This window comes from Streptomyces sp. NPDC101178 (genome assembly GCF_044767965.1).
Classification (GTDB): domain Bacteria; phylum Actinomycetota; class Actinomycetes; order Streptomycetales; family Streptomycetaceae; genus Streptomyces.
Genome location: NZ_JBIWOZ010000001.1, coordinates 832,100 through 854,089, shown reverse-complemented (window position 1 = coordinate 854,089; position 21,990 = coordinate 832,100). Strand labels below are relative to the sequence as shown.

The 21,990-nt window shown below is 71.7% G+C and carries 17 protein-coding genes and 1 pseudogene; 8 read left to right on the top strand and 10 right to left on the bottom strand.

The window, feature by feature from the left end:
- Positions 1-19 precede the first annotated feature (19 nt).
- A complete protein-coding gene (locus tag ACIRR8_RS03615; RefSeq protein WP_404058472.1) occupies positions 20-2,434 on the bottom strand; it encodes a transglycosylase domain-containing protein in 2,415 nt (804 codons plus the stop codon).
- 219 nt (positions 2,435-2,653) lie between these two features.
- Here ACIRR8_RS03615 and ACIRR8_RS03610 point away from each other — a divergent pair, with 219 nt between their 5' ends.
- The 4 genes from ACIRR8_RS03610 (at position 2,654) to ACIRR8_RS03595 (ending at position 6,201) form a co-directional block, all read left to right on the top strand.
- Entirely contained in the window at positions 2,654-3,454 is an 801-nt protein-coding gene (locus tag ACIRR8_RS03610; protein ID WP_404058470.1) for an ABC transporter permease, read from the top strand.
- Complete coding sequence (locus ACIRR8_RS03605; RefSeq protein WP_404058468.1) at positions 3,447-4,325, top strand: ABC transporter permease; 879 nt, start codon at positions 3,447-3,449, stop codon at positions 4,323-4,325. The genes ACIRR8_RS03610 and ACIRR8_RS03605 overlap by 8 nt, the downstream gene beginning before the upstream one ends.
- A gap of 20 nt (positions 4,326-4,345) precedes the next feature.
- Positions 4,346-5,362 (top strand): ATP-binding cassette domain-containing protein, encoded by a 1,017-nt coding sequence (locus ACIRR8_RS03600; RefSeq protein ID WP_404058466.1) that lies wholly within the window; start codon positions 4,346-4,348, stop codon positions 5,360-5,362.
- Between the two features lie 122 nt (positions 5,363-5,484).
- Positions 5,485-6,201, top strand: a complete 717-nt coding sequence (locus ACIRR8_RS03595) for a DUF1707 domain-containing protein (protein ID WP_404058464.1) — start codon at positions 5,485-5,487, stop codon at positions 6,199-6,201.
- 131 nt (positions 6,202-6,332) lie between these two features.
- On the opposite strand, the gene ACIRR8_RS03590 is transcribed toward ACIRR8_RS03595, so the two are convergent.
- A complete protein-coding gene (locus ACIRR8_RS03590) occupies positions 6,333-7,574 on the bottom strand; it encodes an SGNH/GDSL hydrolase family protein (RefSeq protein ID WP_404058462.1) in 1,242 nt (413 codons plus the stop codon).
- 97 nt (positions 7,575-7,671) lie between these two features.
- Here ACIRR8_RS03590 and ACIRR8_RS03585 point away from each other — a divergent pair, with 97 nt between their 5' ends.
- Positions 7,672-9,201, top strand: coding sequence for a DUF445 domain-containing protein (locus tag ACIRR8_RS03585; RefSeq protein WP_404058460.1), 1,530 nt, complete (start codon positions 7,672-7,674; stop codon positions 9,199-9,201).
- A 181-nt stretch (positions 9,202-9,382) separates the two neighbouring features.
- Here ACIRR8_RS03585 and ACIRR8_RS03580 read toward each other — a convergent pair whose 3' ends face one another.
- Both ACIRR8_RS03580 and ACIRR8_RS03575 read right to left on the bottom strand, forming a co-directional pair.
- Positions 9,383-10,216, bottom strand: coding sequence for a hypothetical protein (locus ACIRR8_RS03580; protein ID WP_404058458.1), 834 nt, complete (start codon positions 10,214-10,216; stop codon positions 9,383-9,385).
- Positions 10,217-10,318: 102 nt separating this feature from the next.
- Positions 10,319-10,627: a hypothetical protein gene (locus tag ACIRR8_RS03575; RefSeq protein ID WP_404058456.1), complete on the bottom strand. Its 309-nt coding sequence runs from the start codon at positions 10,625-10,627 to the stop codon at positions 10,319-10,321.
- Between the two features lie 281 nt (positions 10,628-10,908).
- Between ACIRR8_RS03575 and ACIRR8_RS03570 the strand changes: the two genes are divergently transcribed.
- Entirely contained in the window at positions 10,909-11,460 is a 552-nt protein-coding gene (locus tag ACIRR8_RS03570) for a hypothetical protein (RefSeq protein ID WP_404058454.1), read from the top strand.
- Between the two features lie 30 nt (positions 11,461-11,490).
- Here ACIRR8_RS03570 and ACIRR8_RS03565 read toward each other — a convergent pair.
- The 5 genes and pseudogenes from ACIRR8_RS03565 to ACIRR8_RS03545 form a co-directional block, all read right to left on the bottom strand.
- A pseudogene (locus tag ACIRR8_RS03565) lies at positions 11,491-12,656 on the bottom strand (alanine--tRNA ligase-related protein).
- A gap of 256 nt (positions 12,657-12,912) precedes the next feature.
- Positions 12,913-14,130, bottom strand: a complete 1,218-nt coding sequence (locus tag ACIRR8_RS03560) for an MFS transporter (RefSeq protein WP_404058452.1) — start codon at positions 14,128-14,130, stop codon at positions 12,913-12,915.
- A gap of 103 nt (positions 14,131-14,233) precedes the next feature.
- Entirely contained in the window at positions 14,234-14,686 is a 453-nt protein-coding gene (locus tag ACIRR8_RS03555) for a carboxymuconolactone decarboxylase family protein (RefSeq protein WP_404058450.1), read from the bottom strand.
- A 110-nt stretch (positions 14,687-14,796) separates the two neighbouring features.
- The gene (locus ACIRR8_RS03550) at positions 14,797-16,098 is read right to left on the bottom strand and encodes an MFS transporter (RefSeq protein WP_404058448.1); all 1,302 of its coding nucleotides are present in this window, start codon (positions 16,096-16,098) and stop codon (positions 14,797-14,799) included.
- A gap of 88 nt (positions 16,099-16,186) precedes the next feature.
- Entirely contained in the window at positions 16,187-16,780 is a 594-nt protein-coding gene (locus tag ACIRR8_RS03545; RefSeq protein ID WP_404058446.1) for an ArsR/SmtB family transcription factor, read from the bottom strand.
- Between the two features lie 246 nt (positions 16,781-17,026).
- Between ACIRR8_RS03545 and ACIRR8_RS03540 the strand changes: the two genes are divergently transcribed.
- Both ACIRR8_RS03540 and ACIRR8_RS03535 read left to right on the top strand, forming a co-directional pair.
- Entirely contained in the window at positions 17,027-19,246 is a 2,220-nt protein-coding gene (locus tag ACIRR8_RS03540) for a discoidin domain-containing protein (protein ID WP_404058444.1), read from the top strand.
- A gap of 249 nt (positions 19,247-19,495) precedes the next feature.
- The gene (locus tag ACIRR8_RS03535; protein ID WP_404058725.1) at positions 19,496-21,673 is read left to right on the top strand and encodes a discoidin domain-containing protein; all 2,178 of its coding nucleotides are present in this window, start codon (positions 19,496-19,498) and stop codon (positions 21,671-21,673) included.
- A 76-nt stretch (positions 21,674-21,749) separates the two neighbouring features.
- Here the strand turns inward: ACIRR8_RS03535 and ACIRR8_RS03530 are convergent, their stop codons facing one another.
- Positions 21,750-21,986 carry a hypothetical protein gene (locus ACIRR8_RS03530; protein ID WP_404058442.1) on the bottom strand — a complete coding sequence of 79 codons (237 nt, stop codon included), beginning with the start codon at positions 21,984-21,986 and terminating at the stop codon, positions 21,750-21,752.
- Positions 21,987-21,990 lie beyond the last annotated feature (4 nt).

Here is a 21,990-nt window from a genome sequence, read left to right as displayed (position 1 = left end):
GGTGCCCGGAGGGGCGGGCTCACTCGCCCTGTCCGCGGCCGCCGCGGACTCCTTCGATGAGGCCGCCACCGAGCGCTCCCGTACCGTCGTCGCCGTTGTCTCCGTCGGTGCCGCCCTCGGTGCCGGTTCCCGTTCCGCCGTCGCCGGTGTCCCCGGTCGTCGTCCCGCCGTCCGTCCCCCCGTCCGTTCCGCCCGTCGTGCCGCCGGTGGTGCCTGTGGTGCCGTCGCCGTTGCCCGGCGGGGTGGATGGGGCGGGGGCGGTGGGGGCCGAGGGGGTGGCTGTGGTGCTGGGAGTGCTGGGGGAGTCGGTGTCGTCCGGGGCGTCCGGGTCGGTGACGCCGTCGGTTCCGTCCTCGCCGGGCTCCTGGGGTTCGTCGGAGCCGGGGGCCGTCCGGAGGTCGAACTCCTGGGCCGGTGAGGAGCGCAGGGCCGCTTCGGTGTAGGCGGCCCAGGTCTCGGCGGGGACGCCGCCGCCGTTGACGCGGTCCAGGCCGAGGGCTCCGTACAGCGGGGTCTGGACGCCGGATTCGGGGTTCTGGCCCATCACGGCGACGACGGTCGCGAGGTCGGGCGTGTACCCGGCGAACCAGGCGGCCTTGTCCTCCTCTGCGGTGCCCGTCTTGCCGACGGCGGGGCGGCCGGCGGCCTGGGCGGCGGAGCCGGTGCCGCCTTCGACGACGGAGCGCAGGAGTGCGGTGGTGGTGTCGGCTGCCTCGCGGGAGATGGCCTGTTCGGTCGCGCGGTCGGGCAGTTCGATCTCGGTGCCGTCCTTGGTGACCTTGTCGACGAGGGTGTACGGGCCGTGCCGGCCGTGGTTGGCGAGCGTCGCGTACGCCTCGGTGAGGTCCAGGACGCTGGCGGTGGCGGGGCCGAGGGCGATGGAGGGGGAGGCGGTGAGGTCGGGGGTGGTCTTCGGGATGCCGAGCGCGACGGCGGTGTCGCGCACCTTCTCCGGGCCGACGTCCTGGGCCATCTGCGCGTAGACGGCGTTGACGGACTTGTCGGTGGCGGTGCGGACGGTGATCTGCCCGTAGTCGACGTCGTCCTCGTTGGCGGGGTCGTAGCCGGTGGAGCCCTGCGGGCCCTGGACGGTGCGCTTGTTGGTGCCGTCGTAGTACGTCTCCGGGGTGATGCGCCGGCCGTCCTGGGTGGTGGAGCCGCCCGCGATGGCGGCGGTGAAGACGAACGGCTTGAAGGTGGAGCCGACCTGGTAGTCGCGGCGGGTGGCGTTGTTGACGTACTGCTGGGTGTAGTCGATGCCGCCGTACATCGCGACGACCTCGCCGGTCTGCGGGACGATGGAGGCGCCGCCGACGCGCACGTTCTTGTCCGGCTCGCGGTCGTCGCTGCGCTTCTTCATCACGTTGTCCTTGACCGCCGCGACGAAGGCGTCCTGCTTCTTCTTGTCGAGGGTGGTGGTGATGCGGTGGCCGCCGGTGGCGAGGGTCTTCTCGTCGATGACGCCGTTGCCGGTGAGGTACTCCTCGACGGCCTGCACCAGGTAGCCGCGCTGGCCGGAGAGGCCGGTGGAGGGCTTGGCCTCGCCGGGGACCGGGAATTCGGTCGTGGACCGTTCGCCGGAGTCGAGCCAGCCTTCCTTGACCATGCCGTCCAGGACGTAGTTCCAGCGGCTCAGGGCCGCGGGCTTGCTGTCGGGGTGGGCGACGACGTCGTAGGCGCTGGGCGCGTTGAGGAGCGAGGCGAGGTACGCGCCTTCGGCGGTGGTGAGGTCCTCGACGTTCTTGCCGTAGTACGCCTGGGCGGCGGCCTGGATGCCGTAGGCGTTGCGGCCGAAGTAGCTGGTGTTGAGGTAGCCCTCGAAGATCTGGTCCTTGCTCTGCTCGCGGTTGAGCTTGATCGCGATGAAGAACTCCTTGGCCTTGCGGACGACGGTCCGCTCCTGGCCGAGGTAGTAGTTCTTGACGTACTGCTGGGTGATGGTGGACCCGCCCTGTTTGCCCTTGCCGGTCACGGTGTTCCAGCCGGCCCGGAACATGGCCCGTACGTCGACGGCGGGCTGGCTGTAGAAGTCGCGGTCCTCGGCGGCGAGCACGGCCTGCTGGACGGTGGTGGGCACCTGGGAGAGCTTGACCTTCTCCCGGTTCACCTCGCCGTCGCGGGCCAGGACGGTGCCGTCCTTGTAGAAGTAGACGTTGGACTGCGCGTCGGCGCCGGCGTTGGCGGCGGGGATGTCGACGAGCTGGTACCCGGCGAAGAACCCGCCGACCAGCAGGAGTCCGGCCACCAGGGCGCTCCCGAGGACCATCCGCCAGGTCGGGACGAGGCGGCGCCAGCCGGTCCGCTTGGGGCGTTTCGTGCGCCCCTTCTTCTTCCCGTTCCCGGATGCGCTCCCTTGCGCGCCCTCGGCGGCCCCGGGGCTCGCGGAGGCGGCTGAGGGGTCCCGAGGGGCCCAGGTCTGGTGCTCGTCGCTCATGTCGGTGCGGGCTCCTCGGGTGCGGTCGGTGAACCCATAGTGCCCGTTTCGCCGGGAAACCCTCGTATCATCCTCCGATCTCCCCCGTTCTTCCGCCTGCGCGCCCCTCGAAAAGCCGTCGCGGTGGCCTCCTTCCGTGCACTAGGGTCGTGCGCTTTGGTGTCCGGAACCGGGGGTGGATCCTTCCGGGGGCGGTGGGTGCGGGGGAGAGGGGACGGCGTGCGGCTGTACGCAGTGGTGGCGGCGGGCGGGTTCCGGCGCTACGCCACCTACCGGACGGCGACGGCCGCGGGGGTGTTCACCAACACCGTCTTCGGCTTCATCCTGGCGTACACCTACATCGCCCTGTGGCACGCAAGACCGCAGCTCGGCGGGTACGACATGGCCCAGGCGCTGGCGTACGTCTGGATCGGGCAGGGCCTCCTGGCGGCCTGCGCGATGATGGGCGGCGGCTTCGAGGACGAGCTGACGGAGCGGATCCGCACCGGCGACATCGCCGTGGACCTGTACCGCCCGGTGGACCTCCAGCTGTGGTGGCTGGCGGGAGACCTGGGACGGGCGGCGTTCCAGTTGGTGGGGCGCGGGGTGGTGCCGATGCTCGCGGGGGCGCTCGCCTTCGACATCGCGCTCCCCGGCTCGGCGTGGATCTGGCCGGCGTTCCTGCTCTCGGTGCTGCTGGGCGTCGTCGTGAGCTTCGCCGTGCGCTACCTGGTCGCGCTGTCGGCTTTCTGGCTGCTGGACGGTGCGGGCGCGAGCCAGATGGCCTGGCTGCTGGGGCTGTTCTTCTCCGGGATGCTGCTGCCGCTGCCCCTCTTCCCGGGCCTGCTCGGCGAGGTGGCCCGGATGCTGCCGTGGTCCTCGCTGCTCCAGATCCCGGCCGATGTGTACCTCGGCAAGCACACGGGGTGGGGGCTGGTGGAGGCGTACGCGTTCCAGGGGGCCTGGGCGGTGGCGCTGCTGCTGGCGGGGCGGCTGCTCCAGTCCGTGGCGACGAGGAGGGTGGTGGTGCAGGGTGGCTGAGACGGTGGCGGTGCGGCCGGAGGAGAGCCGGGAGCCGGCCGGTTTCGCGTACGAGGAGCGGCCGCGGCTGCTGGAGGGGCTGCGGGCGTACGGGCTGATCGTGGCGATGTGGGTGCGCTCGACGATGGCGTACCGGGCCTCGTTCGTGATGACGACGTTCGGGAACCTCGCGGTGACGGCGTTCGACTTCCTCACGATCGTGCTGATGTTCACCCATGTCGACGCGCTGGGCGGCTACACGCTCCCGGAGATCGCCCTGCTGTACGGGGTGTCGGCGACGGCGTTCGGCCTGTGCGACCTGCTGCTGGGGTCGATGGAACGGCTGGGCCGCCGGGTCCGGGACGGCACGCTCGACACCCTGCTCGTACGCCCGGTCCCGGTGCTGGCGCAGGTGGCGGCGGACCGGTTCGCGTTGCGCCGGATCGGTCGGATCCTCCAGGGGCTCGCGGTGCTGGTCTACGCGCTGGTCACGCTGGACATCGCGTGGACGCCGCTGAAGGTGGCGATGTTGCCGGTGATGGTGATCAGCGGTGCGGCGGTCTTCGGCGCGGTCTTCGTGGCCGGGGCGGCGTTCCAGTTCGTCGCGCAGGACGCCTCGCAGGTGCAGAGCGCCTTCACGTACGGCGGGGCGACGCTGCTCCAGTACCCGCCGACGATCTTCGCGAAGGACCTGGTGCGCGGGGTGACGTTCGTGGTCCCGCTGGCCTTCGTCAGCTGGCTGCCGACGCTGTACGTGCTGGGCCGGGAGTATCCGCTGGACCTTCCGCGGTGGGTGGCGTTCCTGTCGCCGGTGGTGGCCGTGGCGTTCGGGGCGCTGGCCGGGCTGGCGTGGCGGGCGGCGCTGCGGACCTACCGGAGTACGGGCAGTTGAGGGAGAGGGAGAGGAAGACGGTGGACGGGTTCGCGGAAGAGACCGGGAGCGGGGGCGGCTTCATCACCCTCGACGGTGTCGAGAAGGTCTTCCAGGTCCGGCGGAAGGCCGGTCCGCTGCGCCGGGAGCGGCACGAGGTGCGGGCCGTGGACGGCATCAGCTTCCAGGTCGCGCGCGGCGAGATGGTCGGCTACATCGGCCCGAACGGGGCCGGCAAGTCGACCACGATCAAGATGCTGACGGGCATCCTCACGCCGAGCGGCGGCCACCTGCGGGTGGCGGGCATCGACCCGTCGCGGGAACGTACGCGCCTCGCGCACCGCATCGGTGTGGTCTTCGGTCAGCGGACCACCCTCTGGTGGGACCTGCCGCTGCGCGACTCGTACCGGCTGATGCACCGCATGTACCGCATCCCGGACCGCCGTTACCGCGAGAACCTGGACCGCTGCGTCGAACAGCTCGACCTGGGAGCGCTGTTGGAGGTGCCGGTACGCCAGCTCTCCCTGGGGCAGCGGATGCGCGGCGACATCGCGGCGGCTCTCCTGCACGATCCGGAGGTGCTCTACCTGGACGAGCCGACGATCGGCCTCGACGTGATCTCCAAGGCCAAAGTGCGGCAGTTCCTCCAGGAGTTGAACGCCGAGCGCGGGACCACGGTCCTGCTGACGACGCACGACCTGACCGACATCGAGCAGCTCTGCCGCCGGGTGATGGTGATCGACCACGGCCGTCTGATGTACGACGGTTCGCTCGCCGGCCTCCATGAGGTGGGGGAGAGCGAGCGGATGCTGGTGGTGGACCTGGAGCGCGAACTCCCGCCGATCTCCCTGGAGTCGGAGGGGGCCGGGCCGGGAGCGGGCCCGGTTCTGCGGGCGGTGAAGGTGGAGGGGGTACGCCAGTGGCTCGCCTTCCCCGCCTCCGCGTCGGCCGCTCCGCTGGTGGCGCGGATCGCGGCGGAGTACCCGCTGATGGACCTGTCGGTGCGGGAGCCGGACATCGAGGCCGTGATCGCGAGGATGTACGAGGCGGCGCCGTAGGCCGTGGGCAGACCGCGGGCCGTTCCTCGGGAGCCGACGCGTGGACCCGCGTGCCCTGCGGGTCTGTGCCGGGAACGGGTCCGTTCAATAGGGTGCGCGATATGACAAGTGAACGTCCGGAGATGCGTGCATCCGATGCTGAACGTGAGCGGATCGCCGAGTTGCTGAGAGAGGCCGTGGCCGAGGGCCGGCTGGACATGGACGAGTTCGAGCAGCGCCTCGACACGGCCTACAAGGCGCGTACGCACGGGGAGTTGGAGCCGCTCGTCAGCGACCTCCCGGCATCCGGCACGGCGGTGGCCCCGGTCGGCTCCTCCGCGCCCGCGCCGGGGCGCGGGTCGGCGACCGACTGGCCGGCCCGGATCGGTTCCACACCGACCTCCAAGGGCGGGTTCGCGTTCTGGGGCGGCTTCAACCGGCGGGGCCGCTGGACGGTGGCCCGCAAGTTCACGGCGTTCGCGTTCTGGGGCGGTGGCGAGATCGACCTGCGCGAGGCGGACTTCGAGGACCGCGAGGTGGTGATCCGCTGCTTCGCGATCATGGGCGGCATCCATGTGACGGCCCCGCCCGAGCTGAACGTGGACGTCCGGGGCGTCGGCATCATGGGCGGCTTCGGCGAGGGCCGGAACGAGGACGGCGAGACCGCGCCGCAGGCCCCGCGCGTCACGATCACCGGCCTGGCCCTGATGGGCGGCGTCGGCGTGGAGCGCAAGCGCACGAAGGCGGAGCGCCGCCGCCTGAAGGAGGCCGGGGAGGCGGAGCGGGCGGCCCGCGAGCGGCGGCGGCTTGAGGGCCCGGACGGAGGAGCCGGCGGCGGCGGGCGGAAGGAGCTGGGCTGAGCGGCGGCCGACGGCGCGCCTACGGGCCGGCCCGCGCGCCCGGACTGAGTGCCCGGCCAGGGCGTCCGGCCCGAGCGCCTGGCCAGGGCGTCCGGGCGGGGGTCCACGCCACCCCTTACCCGTACGTCACCTCACAGCTCGTCGGACCTCGGCGTGCGGGCCCGCTCCAAGGACGTCAGGTCCACCCGCTCGCCGAGCGCCCGGTACCCGGCGTCGTTGAAGTGCAGGTGGTCGCCGGAGTCGTACGCGGCCACCACCCGGTTCGGCGCGGCGGGGTCGCGTACCGCCTCGTCGAAGTCGGCGTACGCGTCGAACACCGTCCCCGACCGGATCTGCTCGTTGACCGCGAGCCGTACGGCGTTGCGCTCGGGCGTCCAGGTGGGGAAGCCCTCGAACGGGGTCAGGGTCGTGCCGACGACCGTCAGCCCGCGGGCCCGCGCCTGCTCGGCGAGGGTGCGCAGGCCGGCGACGATGCGCCCGGCGTCGGGCTCCTGCGGGGCCTGCTGCACGTCGTTGATGCCGAGGGCGACGATCACGGTGCGCGCCCCGGCGACCGAGAGCACATCCCGCTCGAACCGGACGGTCCCGGCCTGGCCCGCGGAGCCCTCGGTGAGGAGCCGGTTGCCCGCGATGCCCGCGTTGGCGACCCCGTACCGGCCGCCGAGGCGGTCCGCGAGGACGTCCGTCCAGCGGGAGTTGGCGTCGGTGGTGGAGCCGCTGCCGGCCGTCAGGGAGTCACCGATGACGACGACGGTGCCGGGTACGGCCTCGTTGCGGACGTCCACGGCGGTGAGGTAGCGCCACTTGGTGGTGGACCAGGTGGTGCGGCCGTCGGACAGGGAGGACGTCTGGTGGGTGTTCGGGTGGTAGGTGACCGGGCCGCTCGCGCGCGGGGTGCGGAAGTCGACCCGGAGGTCGGCGTCGGGCGCGACCGGCACGGCGACCGGGTCGCTGACGACCTGCCCGCCCGCCGCGACGGTGACGGAGGCGGCGCCGCCGAAGGTCACCGGCCGGGTGTTGACGGTGGCCTGGTCGACGAGGAGCGGCGCGGTGCCGAAGAGGTTGGAGAGCGTGATCCGGGCGGCGTCCCCGCCGACGCTGGTGTGCACGACGTTACGGATGGTGCTGCCGGGAAACCCGTGGTCCGCGTCCGGCTCCGCGCCGACGGGCGCGGTGGTCCAGGTGGCGACCCAGTTCCCGCCCGCGTTGGCCGGGGCGACCGGGGTGCGGGCCGCCGCCTGCGTCTGGGCCGGCGGGAGCGGGGCGGCGGCCGGGCCGGTGAACGGCGTCGTGCCGAGGACGGCGGCGACGGCGAGTACGGCGGTGCCCGCCAGTAGGGCGATGAGCAGGGCGTACTGCTGGCGCCTGGGCATGGGCGGTGTTTCTCCTTGTGATGATCGTGCTGGTCCCATGATGCGGCAGGCCGCGGGGAACTCGACATGCGCCCCGGGAGTAGGGGAAGTAGGGACAATGCGTACGTCGCGGGGGCGAGGCGTATGTGGACGGCTGGAACGGGTGGGACGGGTGGAGCGCATGGGACCGACCGGTTCCGGAGAGCAGGACGCGGTGCAGCAGTCAGGGCAGGACCCGGACTCCGGGGGACCGGCGTCCGGAGCACGGACCGATGCCCGCAAGGAGCTGGGCCCGGCAGAGACGGGCGGGGGCTCCGGCACCGGGGCGACGGGCGGTGGCTCCCGTACCGGGAAGGGCGACGCGCCCGGCCCCGGCCCGCTGGCCTCGTTCGCGTACACCGCCGCCGACGAGGAGAAACAGCGCGGCGTACGGCGGATGAAGCTCACGGCGACCGGCCTCCTCCTGTTCGTCGCGCTCGTCTACGTCCTCGCCACCTGGGCGGAACACTCAGGGGTGAAGGGCTGGCCGGGCTACGTCGCGGCGGCTGCCGAGGCGGGGATGGTCGGCGCTCTGGCGGACTGGTTCGCCGTCACGGCGCTCTTCCGGCGCCCGCTCGGTCTGCCCATCCCCCACACCGCCATCATCCCCACCAAGAAGGATCAGCTAGGACAGTCCCTCGGTTCCTTCGTCGGCGAGAACTTTCTCTCCGGAGACGTGATTCGTGACCGAATTCACGCTCTGGAGGTCGGCCGGAAGGTCGGTGCGTGGCTCGCGGAGCCGGCCAACGCCGACCGGGTCACCGCCGAGTTGGCGACGGCACTGCGCGGCGCGCTGACGGTGCTGCGGGACTCCGACGTCCAGGCGGTCGTCGGCGAGGCCATCACCCGGCGGGCCAACGCGGTGGAGGTCGGCCCCGGCCTCGGCAAGATGCTGGAGCGGGTGGTGGAGGACGGCGGCCACCGCAAGGTCGTCGACCTCGTCTGCGTACGGGCGCACGACTGGCTGGTGGAGCACGGCGACTCGGTGATGGACGCGGTGCAGGGCGGGGCGCCGGGGTGGACCCCGCGGTTCGTGGACAAGCGGGTCGGGGAGCGGGTCTACAAGGAGCTGCTGCGGTTCGTCACGGAGATGCGGGACATGCCGGGCCACCCGGCACGCGCCTCCATCGACACGTTCCTGACCGACTTCGCGGCCGACCTCCAGAGCGATGCCGACACCCGGGCCCGGGTGGAGCGGCTGAAGTCGGAGGTCCTGGGCCGGAGCGAGGTGCAGGACGTCATCGCCTCGGCGTGGTCCTCCGTCCGTACGATGATCCTCGCGGCGGCCGAGGACGAGCGCAGCGAACTCCGGCTGCGGGCCCGCGCGTCGCTGATGTCGCTGGGCGCCAAGCTGGCGGGTGACGAGCGACTCCAGCGCAAGGTCGACGGCTGGCTGGAGGACGCGGCGGTCTACGTGGTCACCCGGTACCGGGCCGAGATCACGTCGCTGATCAGCGAGACGGTGGCGAGCTGGGACGCGGACCAGACGTCGAAGAAGATCGAGGCGCACATCGGCCGTGACCTGCAGTTCATCCGCATCAACGGCACGGTGGTCGGCGCGCTGGCGGGGCTGGCGATCCATACGGTGTCGCGGGCGCTGGGCGGCTGATCCCGACTCCCGGCCGAGGTTTCCGGGTGCGTACCCGTCCTGTCGTACGGGTACGCACCCGGCTTGCACGGGGGAGTTGCCCGGTAGTACGGGGGCGGGGCGTCGGGTGTTCAACGCGGCGGCGCGCTTTCCGGGCGAGCGGGGGCGTCCGGTCCTCGAAAGACCCCGGCGCCCCGGTCCTTCACACCCCGCCGCCGCACCCGCCTCCGCAGCCTCCGCCGCACGAACTGCTCGCGCCGACACCGCCGTCACCGGCCCAGCCGGAGGCCGGGGGCTTCGCGGGCTGCTCGGCCTCGGCGTTCTCGGCCCGGAGCGGACGGGGTGCGCGGGCCTCTTCCTTCTCGACCAGGCGCCGGCACAGCGCGTCGAACTCGGGCCACTGCGGAGCCGCGAACCGGCCGCCCTGGCCGTCGGTCATCCCGATCCAGATGCCCGCCGGAGCGTGCACGGCCAAGGCGATCATGAACCAGAGACCGGAGGCTTCGGGCTGCCGGACGTAGAACCCGATCCCGTACACGAGGACGGCGGCGAGGCCGAAGACGGCCGCCCACGCGGCCACGCGGTCGAGCACATACCGCGTCCGCCGCCGTGGCAGGCGGTGTTCGGCGGCCTCGCGCAGCTCGGAGCGGAAGGTGACGTAGCCGCCCGACTCCCGGACGCGCCGGACCGAGTGCGGCTCTCCGGCCTCCGCTGCCCCACGGACCGGCGTCCGCAGCGCCGCGAGCAGCGGTTCGGGCCGCGACCGCGCCCGATGCTCCCGCTCTGGTGAGTGCCCGTGCCGGCGGGCCAGCACCAGTATCCCGGTCCGCGTGGCCGCCGCCTCTCCTCCGAGGTGGTACGCGGCGAGGACGGGCGCGTCCGCACCGGCGCCCAGGAAGCGCCGCATGATGACCCGGTCACGCCGGAGCTCGTAGCCGAGGCGGAGCAGCGAACATGTCATGAACAGCCCGAAGGCGCTGCCCCAGACCACCGCGAAGGCGGTGAAGGCCGGTAACTCCGCCAGGAAACCGATCACGTGTCATCCCCCGATCCCCGCCCGGCGGCGGACGGCACCACCGCCTGCCCACCCAGGATGACACCAACTCCCGTCCGGTTGGAGAGCTTTGCGCCTACCGGGTCAGCGGTCCGGCCCACTCCGGGTGACGGCCCACGAGGCGGCGGCCACGCCACCGGCGACGGCGAAGACGGCGGGCCAGGCGCCGACCTTCCTGGCGAGCGGGTGCGACCCGGCGAAGGCGGCGACGTACGCGAGAGTCAGCGCGGTTGCCGCACGCGGTCCGGCCTGCCGGTTCCACTCGTACGCGGCGAGCGACCCGGCGGCGGCGAGCGCGACCCCGCCGAGCGGACGCTTCCCGGTCCACCGGGCGACGCCGTACCCTCCGACGAGCCCGCCCGCCGCCACCGCCGCTGCCGGAACCTTCGCCATCGCCGCCACCATCGCTTTCCTGTCCGTGTATCGGTGTCCTGACCGAGGCTAGCCTCTGGTGCGGCCGTGCCGGCGGGCGGCCGCCGACGGGGCACGGGGGCATCACACGGCAACGGGCACGACGCTGATCGAGTTCTTGGGCGAGGGCGCGGCGGTGTACGGGGAGTTGGCGGCGTTCCTGGCGGAGGTGGGCCAGGTGGGCCCGGAGGCGGCGGTATAAGGTCTGGACCCATGACGACGAGGGGGGCCTCATGTCCGTACGTACGACTGCCCGAAGCGGCATGAGCAAAGCCACGAACACCACCGCAACAGGCTTCCGTGCCACGGCGGTTGCCGTCCTGGCGGCGGCCGCGCTGGTCTCCTGCACCCAGGCGCAGACCGACGGCGGCCTCCGCGCGGAGCCGTCCGCCACGGCGCCGGCCGGCCCGGCGGAGAACGCCGACTCCGTGGAGAACGCCGACCAGGCCGAGCAGGCGGCGGCCGAGGCCACGGAGGAGCCGACCGCGCCCGCCGAACCGGCCCCCGAGCTCGTACGCGACGCCTTCGCGACCCTCCAGGCCACACTGAACGACACCTGTACGCCGGGCGCCGGGGACTGCGCGTACTTCCTCGGCCGGGTCACCCAGGAGCTTACGGAGCTGGACGAGGCGATGCGGGCGGATCCGAAGGGGCCCGGCCACTTCAAGCAGCCGCTCGCGGACATGAAGGTCCTGTTCGGCAAGCTGGGCGAGGACCGGTCGACGCCGCACCTGGAGAAGCACTTCTCCGAGATCGTCGGGACCCGCGACGGCATCAACACCTGGATGCAGGACCACCCGGACGACTACCGCTGAGGCGGCCGGAGGCGGAGGGCGCCGGCCTGCTCACTCCTCCCGGAGACTCGTGATCAGCTCGCGCGGCAGCCCATGGGTGTCGTGGAGGTGGTGGAAGTCCTCCTCGGCCAGCGGACCCCGGAACCGGGGCCGGGCGAGTACGCGCCGCCCGCGTTCCAGGAGCCGCCGGAACCGGTCCTCCTCCTCCCGCAGCATCCGGAGCACGTCACCGGGGCGGATCTCCTGCCGGAAGTGGTCGAGCGTGTGCCGGACCAGCTCCTCCGGCAGGTCACCGACCCCGTACGAGGGGTCCTCGCGCCGGAGCACGGTGAGGACCCGTCGTACCAGACGGCGCAGCACGTAACCCCGCCCGGTGTTGGCGGGACGCACGCCGTCGCCGAGGATCACGACGGCCGAGCGCAGATGGTCGCAGACCAGGCGCAGCGACGGCTCGTCCAGGCTCCACAGGCCCGGTACGAGCCGGCGCCAGGGGTCGAAGACGTCGCCGTCGAAGACCGACTGCCTGCCCTGGAGCAGCGAGGCCAGCCGCTCCAGGCCGAGTCCGGTGTCGACGTTCCGCTGCGGGAGGGGGACGAGGGACCCGTCGCCGAGCCGGCGGTGGGTCATCGTCACGTGGTTCCAGATCTCGACCCAGCGGTCGTCGCGGGTGGGCGTCGACCGGGGCGGGCCGTCACCGCTCCATGGAAGATCTCGGAGTCGGGCCCGCACGGTCCGACCGGCCCGTTCGACCACCAGTTGTCCTCCACGGTGAACTCGACGGGAACGCCGAGCCGCTGCCACAGCTCGGCGGAGGCGGTGTCCGGCCCGGTCCGCTCATCCCCGCCGAAAACGGTGGCGTACAACAGCCCGGGATCGACCCCGAACCCCTCGGTGAGCAGCCCGTACCCCCACTCCAGGCTGAGCGGCCCTCCGTAGTCGCCCAGCGACCAGGTGCCGAGCATCTCGAAGACGGTCAGGTGCGTGGCGTCCCCGACCTCGTCCAGATCGGTCGTCCGCAGATAGCGCTGCACGTTGACGAGCCGCCGCCCCAGCGGATGGGCCCGGCCCTCCAGGTACGGCGTGAGCGGGTGCATGCCGGAGGTGGTGAAGAGCACGGGGTCGCCGGGCGGCGGCAGGAGTGTCGATCCGGTGATCCGGTGGTGGCCGCGTTCCTCGTAGTACTCGATGAACGTGCGGGCCAGCTGTTCGGTACGCATGGGGGTGGCTCCTTCGCGGGGCAGCGGGTGGAGGCACCGGAGAACGGGACCGTGCGGTCACCCGGCCGGGCTCGAAGGGCCACGGCACCACCGACGGACCGTTTCCGGTCGCCGGGGGAGAGAAGGTCAGGCGGCGGCAACCGGCGAGCTGGTCGCTCGCGCGGTCGCGGTGGTACGGGAGCCGATCACGTTCATACGTACGACGGTAACGCGCCCCGGCCCGTTCCGGCACGCGCATTTACGGCGGTGGCCCCGGCTACAGCGGTGGCTCGGCCCTGTCACCCCGCCCGGCACCGCTCACCACCAACAGGGCCAGGACGGCCAGGCCGGCGCCGAGCCACAGCACGCTCGTCGTGCCGATGCCGTCGACGGCGAAGCCGCCGAAGAGGGCGCCGAGCGCGATGGAGAGGTTGAAGGCGGAGACGTACAGCGAGGTGGCCGCCTCGGTGGCGTCCGGGGCGGCGTCGAGGATCCAGGTCTGGAAGGTGACCGGCACCGCGCCGTAGCCCAGGCCCCACAGCACCAGGAGGGCGCCCGCCGAGAAGGCGTCGGTGTCGACGAGCGCGAGGAGGGTCATGGCCGAGGCGAGGACCACCGAGATGCCCATGACACAGCGCCGCAGCCGCCGGGCGACGAGCGCTCCGGCGATGAAGTTGCCGCAGACACCGGCGGCTCCGAACGTCAGCAGCAGCACGCCGACCGAGCTGTCACCGATCCCGTCGCCCTGGAGGACCGGCCGGACGAACGTGTAGGCCAGGAAGTGGCCGGTGATGACCAGGAAGGTGAGCGCGATGCCGATGCGGAGACCGGCGTTGCTCCTGAAGACCTTCGGCAGTGCCGCGAACGTGATCGTCTGCCCGGCCGGAAGCTTCGGCATGAGGAAGAGCATGCAGGTCAGGGAGGCGAGTCCGAGGATGCCGACGGCACCGAACGCCGTACGCCAGCCGCTCAGATCCCCGAGGAACGTCCCGATCGGCACGCCCAGGACGGACGCGGTCTCCACCCCGCCGAAGATGACGGCGGTGGCCCGGGCGACATGCCTGGCCGGTACCAGCCGCAGCGCGATGCCGCCGGCGATGGACCAGAAGCCGCCGACGCTGATCCCGATCAGGAACCGGGCGACGAGGACCACCGTGAAGCTGGTGGCGAAGGCGGACGCCAGGTTGGCCGCGCCCATCAGGCCGATCAGGACCACCAGGACGACACGGCGGTCGACGCGTCCGGTGGCCACGGTGACCACCGGCGCGGAGACGGCGGCGACCAGGCCGGGCACCGTCACCATCAGCCCGGCGGTGCCCTCGGACACGTCGAGGGCCGTGCCGATGGGCGTGAGCAGGCCCACGGGGAGCAGCTCGGAGGTCATCAGGGAGAAGATGCCGAGGGTCACCGCCAGCACGGCGAGCCAGCCCTTGACGGCTGAACGCCCGGGCTCGGCGGCGGACTCAGCGGACTTACCGGTCTCGACGGTGGTCATGCGGGGGCAGCCCTTCATCACGGAGGGGTCGGTCCGGCGGCAGGGGGTGGGCGGTGGCCGGTACGGAAGCAGCCACCGTCCACCCGGAGGATCGGCCGGCCGGCTACTCGGTACCGGGCGTCTTGCGCGTGGTGACGTTCATCCGGTTCCACGCGTTGGTGGTGAGGATGAGCGCGATGAGCTGGGCCAGCTCCTTCTCCTCGAAGAGCCGCGCGGCCTCCTCGTACACCGCGTCCGACACCCCGCCGGGCAGGACGGTGACGGCCTCGGTCAGAGCCAGCGCGGCCCGCTCCTTCTCGGTGAACAGGCTCGACTCCTCCCACGCGGCCAGCTGATGGATCCGCTCCTCCGTCTCGCCGGCCGTGCGGGCGTCGGAGACGTGGTAATCGATGCAGTACGCACACCGGTTGACCTGCGAGGCGCGGATCTGCACCAGCTCCAGCAGGACGGGGTCGAGCCCTTCACGGGCGGCGGCGTCGAGGGCGAGGACGGCCTTGAACACCTTGGGGGAGACGGCGGAGAAGTTCATGCGCTGAGGCACCTGGAACGTGGTCATGCAAGGACCGTAGGCACGGAAGCGACCTGGGGCAGGGTGCATTCGTAGGCCGGAAACGTGGGTCAATCCGCAGGAGCCCGGGTCCTGCGGCACCGCCCGGCCGGACCTCGTCACGCCTTCGATGGGCGCGGGCGCGAGCCCGGGAGTTCGGCCCTCCGCACCGTCCCGCAGGCCAGCGCGACGACCACGCCCACGCTCCCGAACACCCCGCACCCGACGAAGACCGGTGCGGACCCCCACGCCCCGATGGCCGCCCCGACCACCGGATAACTCATCGGCGCCAGCCCCACCGAGGTGAGCATCACGACCGAGGTGACCCGCCCCAGGTACGCGGGGTCCGCCGCGGTCTGTACGAGGGCGTTGCCCAACGTGCCGCAGACGCCCATCGCCAGGCCCGTGGCGAGAGCCACCGCCACGGCGAGCGGCAGCGTCGGGACCAGGGCGATGGCGGCCGCGCCCGCGCACCCCACGAGCAGCGTTCCGGCCAGGGCCAGCCCGGCCCGGGGCAGCCGTCCGGCGACGGTGAGCAGGATCGCCCCGGCCGTGGCCCCCGCCCCGAACCCGCTGATGATCCACCCGTACCCCGAAGGCCCCCAGCCTCGCTCGCCGTTGAGCAGGATCATGCCGACGTTGAGGGTCCCGGTGAGCCCGAGCTCGCTGATGGCGATGACCGCGATGAGCGGGCCGATGAGAGGGTGGCGGCGGAGGTGACGCAGGCCGCAGAGGAGGTCCTGCCAGGCGCTCCCGGTGGCCGGCGCCGCCACCTCATCGCGTACGTCATCCGGGCCGGGTACATCCAACGGCCGCAGCCGTACCGTCAGCAGGAACGGCAGCGACAGGGCGAACAGCGCCCCCGCCACGGCGAACGCGGCCGGCGCGCCGCCGAGCCCCATGGCCAGGCCGCCCAGCGGCGGGCCGCTGATCTGGCTGACCCGCATCGACAACGTGCGCATGCCGGTCACGCGTGCCAGCTGGTCCGGGGTGGTGATGCGCGGTGGGAGCGCCCCGACGGCGGGGACGAACAGCGCGTCGACCGCACCGAACGCGAGGGCCAGCGCCACCAGGATCCACACCGCGGGCGCGGTGAGCGCGACCCCGGCCGCCACCGCGAGGATGAGGACGCACCGTACGGCGTCGCTGCCGATCACGATCCGGCGCACCCCGAACCGGTCGGCCGCCACGCCCCCGCCCAGCATGAGCAGCGCCCGGGGAATCGCCCCGGCGGCCATGACGAGCCCGACCTCGGCGGGCCCGGCGACCTTCTGGGCCGACCAGGCGAGGGCGACGAAGTAGACGCCGTCACCGATGAGCGAGGCGGTGTACGCGGCGAGCCAGCGCAGGACGTTGGCGTCGCGGTGAGCGGGCCGGTGCGCGGCGAGGCTCTCGGGTGAGGCGGTCTCTGCTGCGGACACGGAGTCTCCCTGGGTGAGAGGGCCGGGCTCAGGGTGGCAACGAGAACTCGTACCGGGCTCAGGGCCGGAACGGGAAGCCGTACCCGGCTCAGGGCCGGAACGGGAAGCCGTACAGGTGCACGGACACGTGCTCGCGCCCCTCGGTGTCGCCGGCTTCCCGCGCGGCTTTGCCGCGCTCCCGCCACCGCCGTGTGATGGCCTGCAACTCATCGCTCATCTCGGTGAGTTCGGCGGATGTCAGGGTCATGAGCGACTCGGAGCTGAAGGCCGCGTCGGTCCATTCCTCGCCCCAGGCGGCGCTCTGGTCGAGGTAAGTGCGGTACTGCGCGGAGCGGTTGTCGAGGATGGAGCGCAGCACCGCACCGACGGCGGCGGCTCCTTCCGGCGTACCCGTGAAGTCCGCGTCGCGGAAGCCCCACCCCTTCTCGGACGCCACCTGCCACCACCGCTCGCGCCCGTCCGTGCTGTGCCCGCTCGCCTCGGCCACGAATCCGTGCTCCGCGAGCTTGCGCAGGTGGTAACTGACCAGCGACGGGGCCTGATCGACCTGCTCGGCGAGCTGGGAGGCGGTCGCGGTCCCGGCGGCGTACAGCAGTCGGTAGAGCTGCATCCGCAGTGGGTTGGTGAAGGCCTTCAGCCGGGAGAGGTCGGTGATCTGCTCGGGCTCGCGCTGGGACGGCATGCGGCCACCGTAGATGCGAAAGATTAGTTGCGCAATAAGTCTTTCCTGTCTTCGGGGGGCTGGTGGGTGCCCGTCGGGGATGCCCGCCCGGAGCTGCCTGACCAGCCGTCAGCTCCCGTACGGGGGCATTGACTTAATCCAAGCCGAAAGAAAAGTCGTGTCAGGATTCTTGACCGTGACCGACGCGGCGGGCAAGGTTCCGGGAGAGCGCTCTCCCATCGTAGTTCCATTTCGAGGAGCACCCGCATGCCCGCAGTCGGCATATCCCCAGCGGCCCCGGTGTCCTACGGCACCGGCCGCCGTACCCCCAGACCGAGACCGGTGACCCGCGGCATCGTCGCGGCGATGGCCACCGCCCTGGCCGCCACCCTTCTCGCCTTCGTCCCCGCCACGAAGGCCGAGGCCGCACCCGTACTGCTCTCCCAGGGCAAGCCGGTCACCGCCTCCAGCGAGGAGCACTACGGCACTCCGGCCACCGCGGCCGTCGACGGCAACGCCAACACCCGTTGGTCCAGCGCCGCTTCCGACCCGCAGTGGATCCGCGTCGACCTCGGCGCGACCACTCAGGTCAGCCAGGTCGTCCTGGACTGGGAGGCGGCGTACGGCAAGGGCTACCGCATCGAGCTGTCGACCAACGGCTCCACCTGGTCCACCGCTTACCAGACCGCCACCGGCACCGGCGGTACGAACACCGTGAACATCAGCGGTGAGGCCCGATACGTCCGGATGTACGGCACCGCCCGCGGTACCGGATACGGCTTCTCGCTCTGGGAGTTCAAGGTCTACGGCGAGTCCGGCGGCACCGGCGGCCCGCAGCTGCCCGGCGGCGGCGACCTCGGTCCGAACGTGCACGTCTTCGACCCCTCCACGCCCAACATCCAGGGCAAGCTGGACGAGGTGTTCCGCCAGCAGGAGGCATCGCACTTCGGCAACGGCCGGCACCAGTTCCTCTTCAAGCCCGGCACCTACAACAACCTCAACGCCCAGATCGGCTTCTACACCTCGATCTCCGGCCTCGGCCTCAAGCCCGACGACACCACCATCAACGGTGATGTGACCGTCGACGCCGGCTGGTTCAACGGCAACGCGACACAGAACTTCTGGCGTTCGGCGGAGAACCTGGCGCTGAACCCGGTCAGCGGCACCAACCGCTGGGCTGTCTCCCAGGCCGCGTCCTTCCGCCGCATGCACGTCAAGGGCGGCCTCAACCTGGCTCCGGACGGCTACGGTTGGGCCAGCGGCGGCTACATCGCCGACTCCAAGATCGACGGCCAGGTCGGCAACTACTCGCAGCAGCAGTGGTACACCCGCGAGAGCTCGATCGGCGGCTGGTCCAACTCCGTCTGGAACCAGACCTTCTCCGGCGTCGAGGGCGCACCCGCCACCTCGTTCCCGGAGCCCCGCTACACCACGCTCCAGACCACGCCGATCTCCCGCGAGAAGCCGTTCCTGTACCTGGACGGCAACACGTACAAGGTCTTCGTCCCCGCCAAGCGCACCAACGCGCGCGGCGTCTCCTGGAACGGCACCCCGCAGGGCACGTCGATCGACCTGAACCAGTTCTACGTCGTCAAGCCCGGCGCCACCGCCGCCACGATCAACCAGGCGCTGTCCCAGGGCCTCAACCTGCTCTTCACGCCCGGCATTTACCACGTCGACCAGACCATCAACGTCAACCGCGCCAACACGGTCGTCCTCGGCCTCGGCCTCGCGACGATCATCCCGGACAACGGCGTCACCGCGATGAAGGTCGCCGACGTCGACGGCGTCAAGCTGGCCGGCTTCCTGATCGACGCCGGTAGGGTCAACTCGCCGACCCTGCTTGAGCTCGGCCCGCAGAACTCCTCCGCGGACCACTCCGCCAACCCCACCTCCATCCAGGACGTCTACGTCCGCATCGGCGGCGCGGGCGCGGGCAAGGCGACCACGAGCATCGTCGTCAACAGCGACGACGTGATCATCGACCACACCTGGGTCTGGCGCGCCGACCACGGTGAGGGCGTCGGCTGGGAGACCAACCGCGCCGACTACGGCGTCCGGGTCTACGGCGACGACGTGCTGGCCACCGGCCTCTTCGTGGAGCACTTCAACAAGTACGACGTCGAGTGGTACGGCGAGCGCGGCCGGACGATCTTCTACCAGAACGAGAAGGCCTACGACGCGCCCAACCAGTCCGCCATCCAGAACGGCGACACGAAGGGCTTCGCGGCCTACCGGGTCGACGACTCGGTCAATGTCCACGAGGGCTGGGGGATGGGCAGTTACTGCAACTACAACGTCGATCCCACCATCCGCCAAGACCACGGCTTCAAGGCCCCGGTGAAGCCGGGCGTGAAGTTCCACAGCCTGCTGGTGGTGTCGCTCGGCGGAATGGGCCACTACAACCACGTCATCAACAACACGGGAGCCTCCACGGTCCCGGCCGGCACCTCCACCGTGCCGTCCATGGTCGTCTCCTTCCCCTGATCCGTCCCCCGCGGTGAACCACTGACCCGCGGAGGACGACTGCCCGGGCTGGGCCTGACCGTCGGCCTGGGACGACTCCCCGGGCCGGGCCTGACCCCGGCCCGGGGGCAGCTCCCCGCTTACTCGCCCGGCTCTCTCCACGGACGGCCGCCGTCCTCCCCGACGGCGGCCGTCCGCGTACCCGCACCAGTCCCGTCCCTCTTGTTTCCCTCCCCCTCACCCCTCCCCTCAGGAGCCGCAATGCCAGCCATGCCCCACTTCCGCAGACCAGCCCTGCCGTCCCTCCGCAGACCCGCGCTCACCCTGACCCTCGCCGCCCTCCTCGCCTCCTCCCTCACCGTCATCGCCGCGCCCACCGAGGCGCGGGCCGCCGACCCCCTCATCTCGCAGGGCAAGACCGCCACCGCCTCCTCGCAGGAAGGCGACGGCTTCTCCGCCGCGCAGGCCGTCGACGGCAACCTCACCTCCACCCGCTGGGCCAGCCAGTGGTCCGACCCGCAGTGGATCCGGATCGACCTCGGCCGGCGGGCCGACCTGAGCCGCGCCGTGCTGACCTGGGAGGGCGCGTACGGCAAGGCGTACGAGATCCAGGCCAGCGACAACGGCACCGACTGGACCACGATCCGCAGGGTCACCGACGGCGACGGCGGCACCGACGACCTGGCGCTCGCCGGCTCCGGCCGTTACGTCCGGATGCTCGGCACCGCCCGCCCAGGCGGCTACGGCTACTCGCTCTGGGAGTTCCAGGTCTACGGCACCTTCGGTGACACCCCGCCGCCCCCGACCGGAGGCGCGGTCAAGGTCACCGGCGGTCAGGGCGCGTGGCAGCTCACCGTCGGCGGACAGCCGTACACGGTCAAGGGCCTGACCTGGGGCCCGTCCATGGCGGACGCTCCGCGCTACATGCCGGACCTGAAGTCGATGGGCGTCAACACCGTCCGCACGTGGGGCACGGACGCCAGCACGAAGCCCCTTCTCGACGCGGCCGCGGCCAACGGCCTGCGCGTCATGAACGGCTTCTGGCTCCAGCCCGGTGGCGGCCCCGGCAGCGGCGGCTGCGTCAACTACGTGACGGACGCCGCGTACAAGTCGACGATGCTCACCGAGATCGCCAGGTGGGTCGAGACGTACAAGAACCACCCGGCGACCCTCATGTGGAACGTCGGCAACGAGTCGGTCCTCGGCCTCCAGAACTGTTACAGCGGCGCCGAGTTGGAGGCGCAGCGCAACGCGTACACGAGCTTCGTCAACGACGCGGCCAAGAGGATCCACGCCATCGACGCCGACCACCCGGTGACCTCCACCGACGCGTGGACGGGCGCCTGGCCGTACTACAAGCGCAACGCCCCGGACCTGGACCTGTACTCGATGAACGCGTACGGCGACATCTGCGGCGTCCGCCAGGACTGGGTGGAGGGCGGCTACACCAAGCCGTACATCATCACCGAGACCGGCCCGGCGGGTGAGTGGGAGGTGCCGGACGACGCCAACGGCGTACCCGAGGAGCCCACCGACGTACAGAAGCGCGACGGCTACACCAAGGCCTGGGACTGCACCATGGGCCACCGGGGCGTGGCGCTCGGCGCGACCCTCTTCCACTACGGCCTGGAGCACGACTTCGGCGGGGTGTGGTTCAACCTGATCCCGGACGGCCTGAAGCGGCTGTCGTACTACTCGGTGAAGAGGGCGTACACGGGCTCCAACGCCGGTGACAACCTGCCGCCGGTGATCAGCAACATGACGGTGACGCCGGCCGGATCGGCCCCGGCGGGCGGCGAGTTCACGGTCCGCGCGGACATCCGCGACCCCGAGAACGACCCGCTGACGCACAAGATCTTCCTCAGCGGCAACTACGCCACCGGCGACAAGGCACTCGTCCCGGCGCGGTTCAGGTCGACGGGCAACGGTACGTTCGCGGTCACCGCGCCCGAGAAGCTCGGCGTGTGGAAGGTCTACATCCAGTCCGAGGACGGCAAGGGCAACGCGGGCATCGAGACGAAGTCGGTCAAGGTCGTCGCACCGCCGATGACCGGCACCAACGTGGCGCTCGGCAAGCGCACCACGGCCTCCAGCTCACAGGCCTCGTACGGCGACTGCCCGTGCCCGCCGGAGCGCGCCACCGACGGCCGGCTCGACACCCGCTGGGCCAGCGACTGGAGCGACCCGCAGTGGATAGCGGTCGACCTCGGCGCACGGACGCCGGTCCGCAACCTCCAGCTGGTGTGGGACCCGGCGTACGCGAGGTCGTACGAGGTCCAGGTCTCGGACGACGGCACGTCCTGGCGTACGGTCTACACCACGACGACCGGCAACGGTGACGTGGACACCATCGCGCTGACCGAAACGGCCCGCCACGTACGGCTCCACCTGACGGCCCGGGGCACGGGCTGGGGCTACTCGCTGCACGAGTTCGGCATCTACAGCTGATCGGAGCGTTCCACAGGGGGCTGTTCCGCGGCGGCGGAGCGGCCCCCGCAGCGCGTCCGCACCCACACGGCGGCCGTCACATCGGCAGGGCCCGCACCCGCTCCTCACCGTTCCTGGAACGTTCGCCGAACGCCGAGAACGGACGCTCCTCCCGCCGGGCAGCGGCGATGCGCACACTGCTCCAGTCCAGTGCCTGCCGTGCCTCGTCCTGGGTCTGCTGGGCGGCGATGCGGGCCTCGGCCGGAGCGTCGCCGCGCTCTTGGACGAGGAGGTCGTAGATCGGCGTGGTCGCGGATATCACTGAAGTGCTCACGACG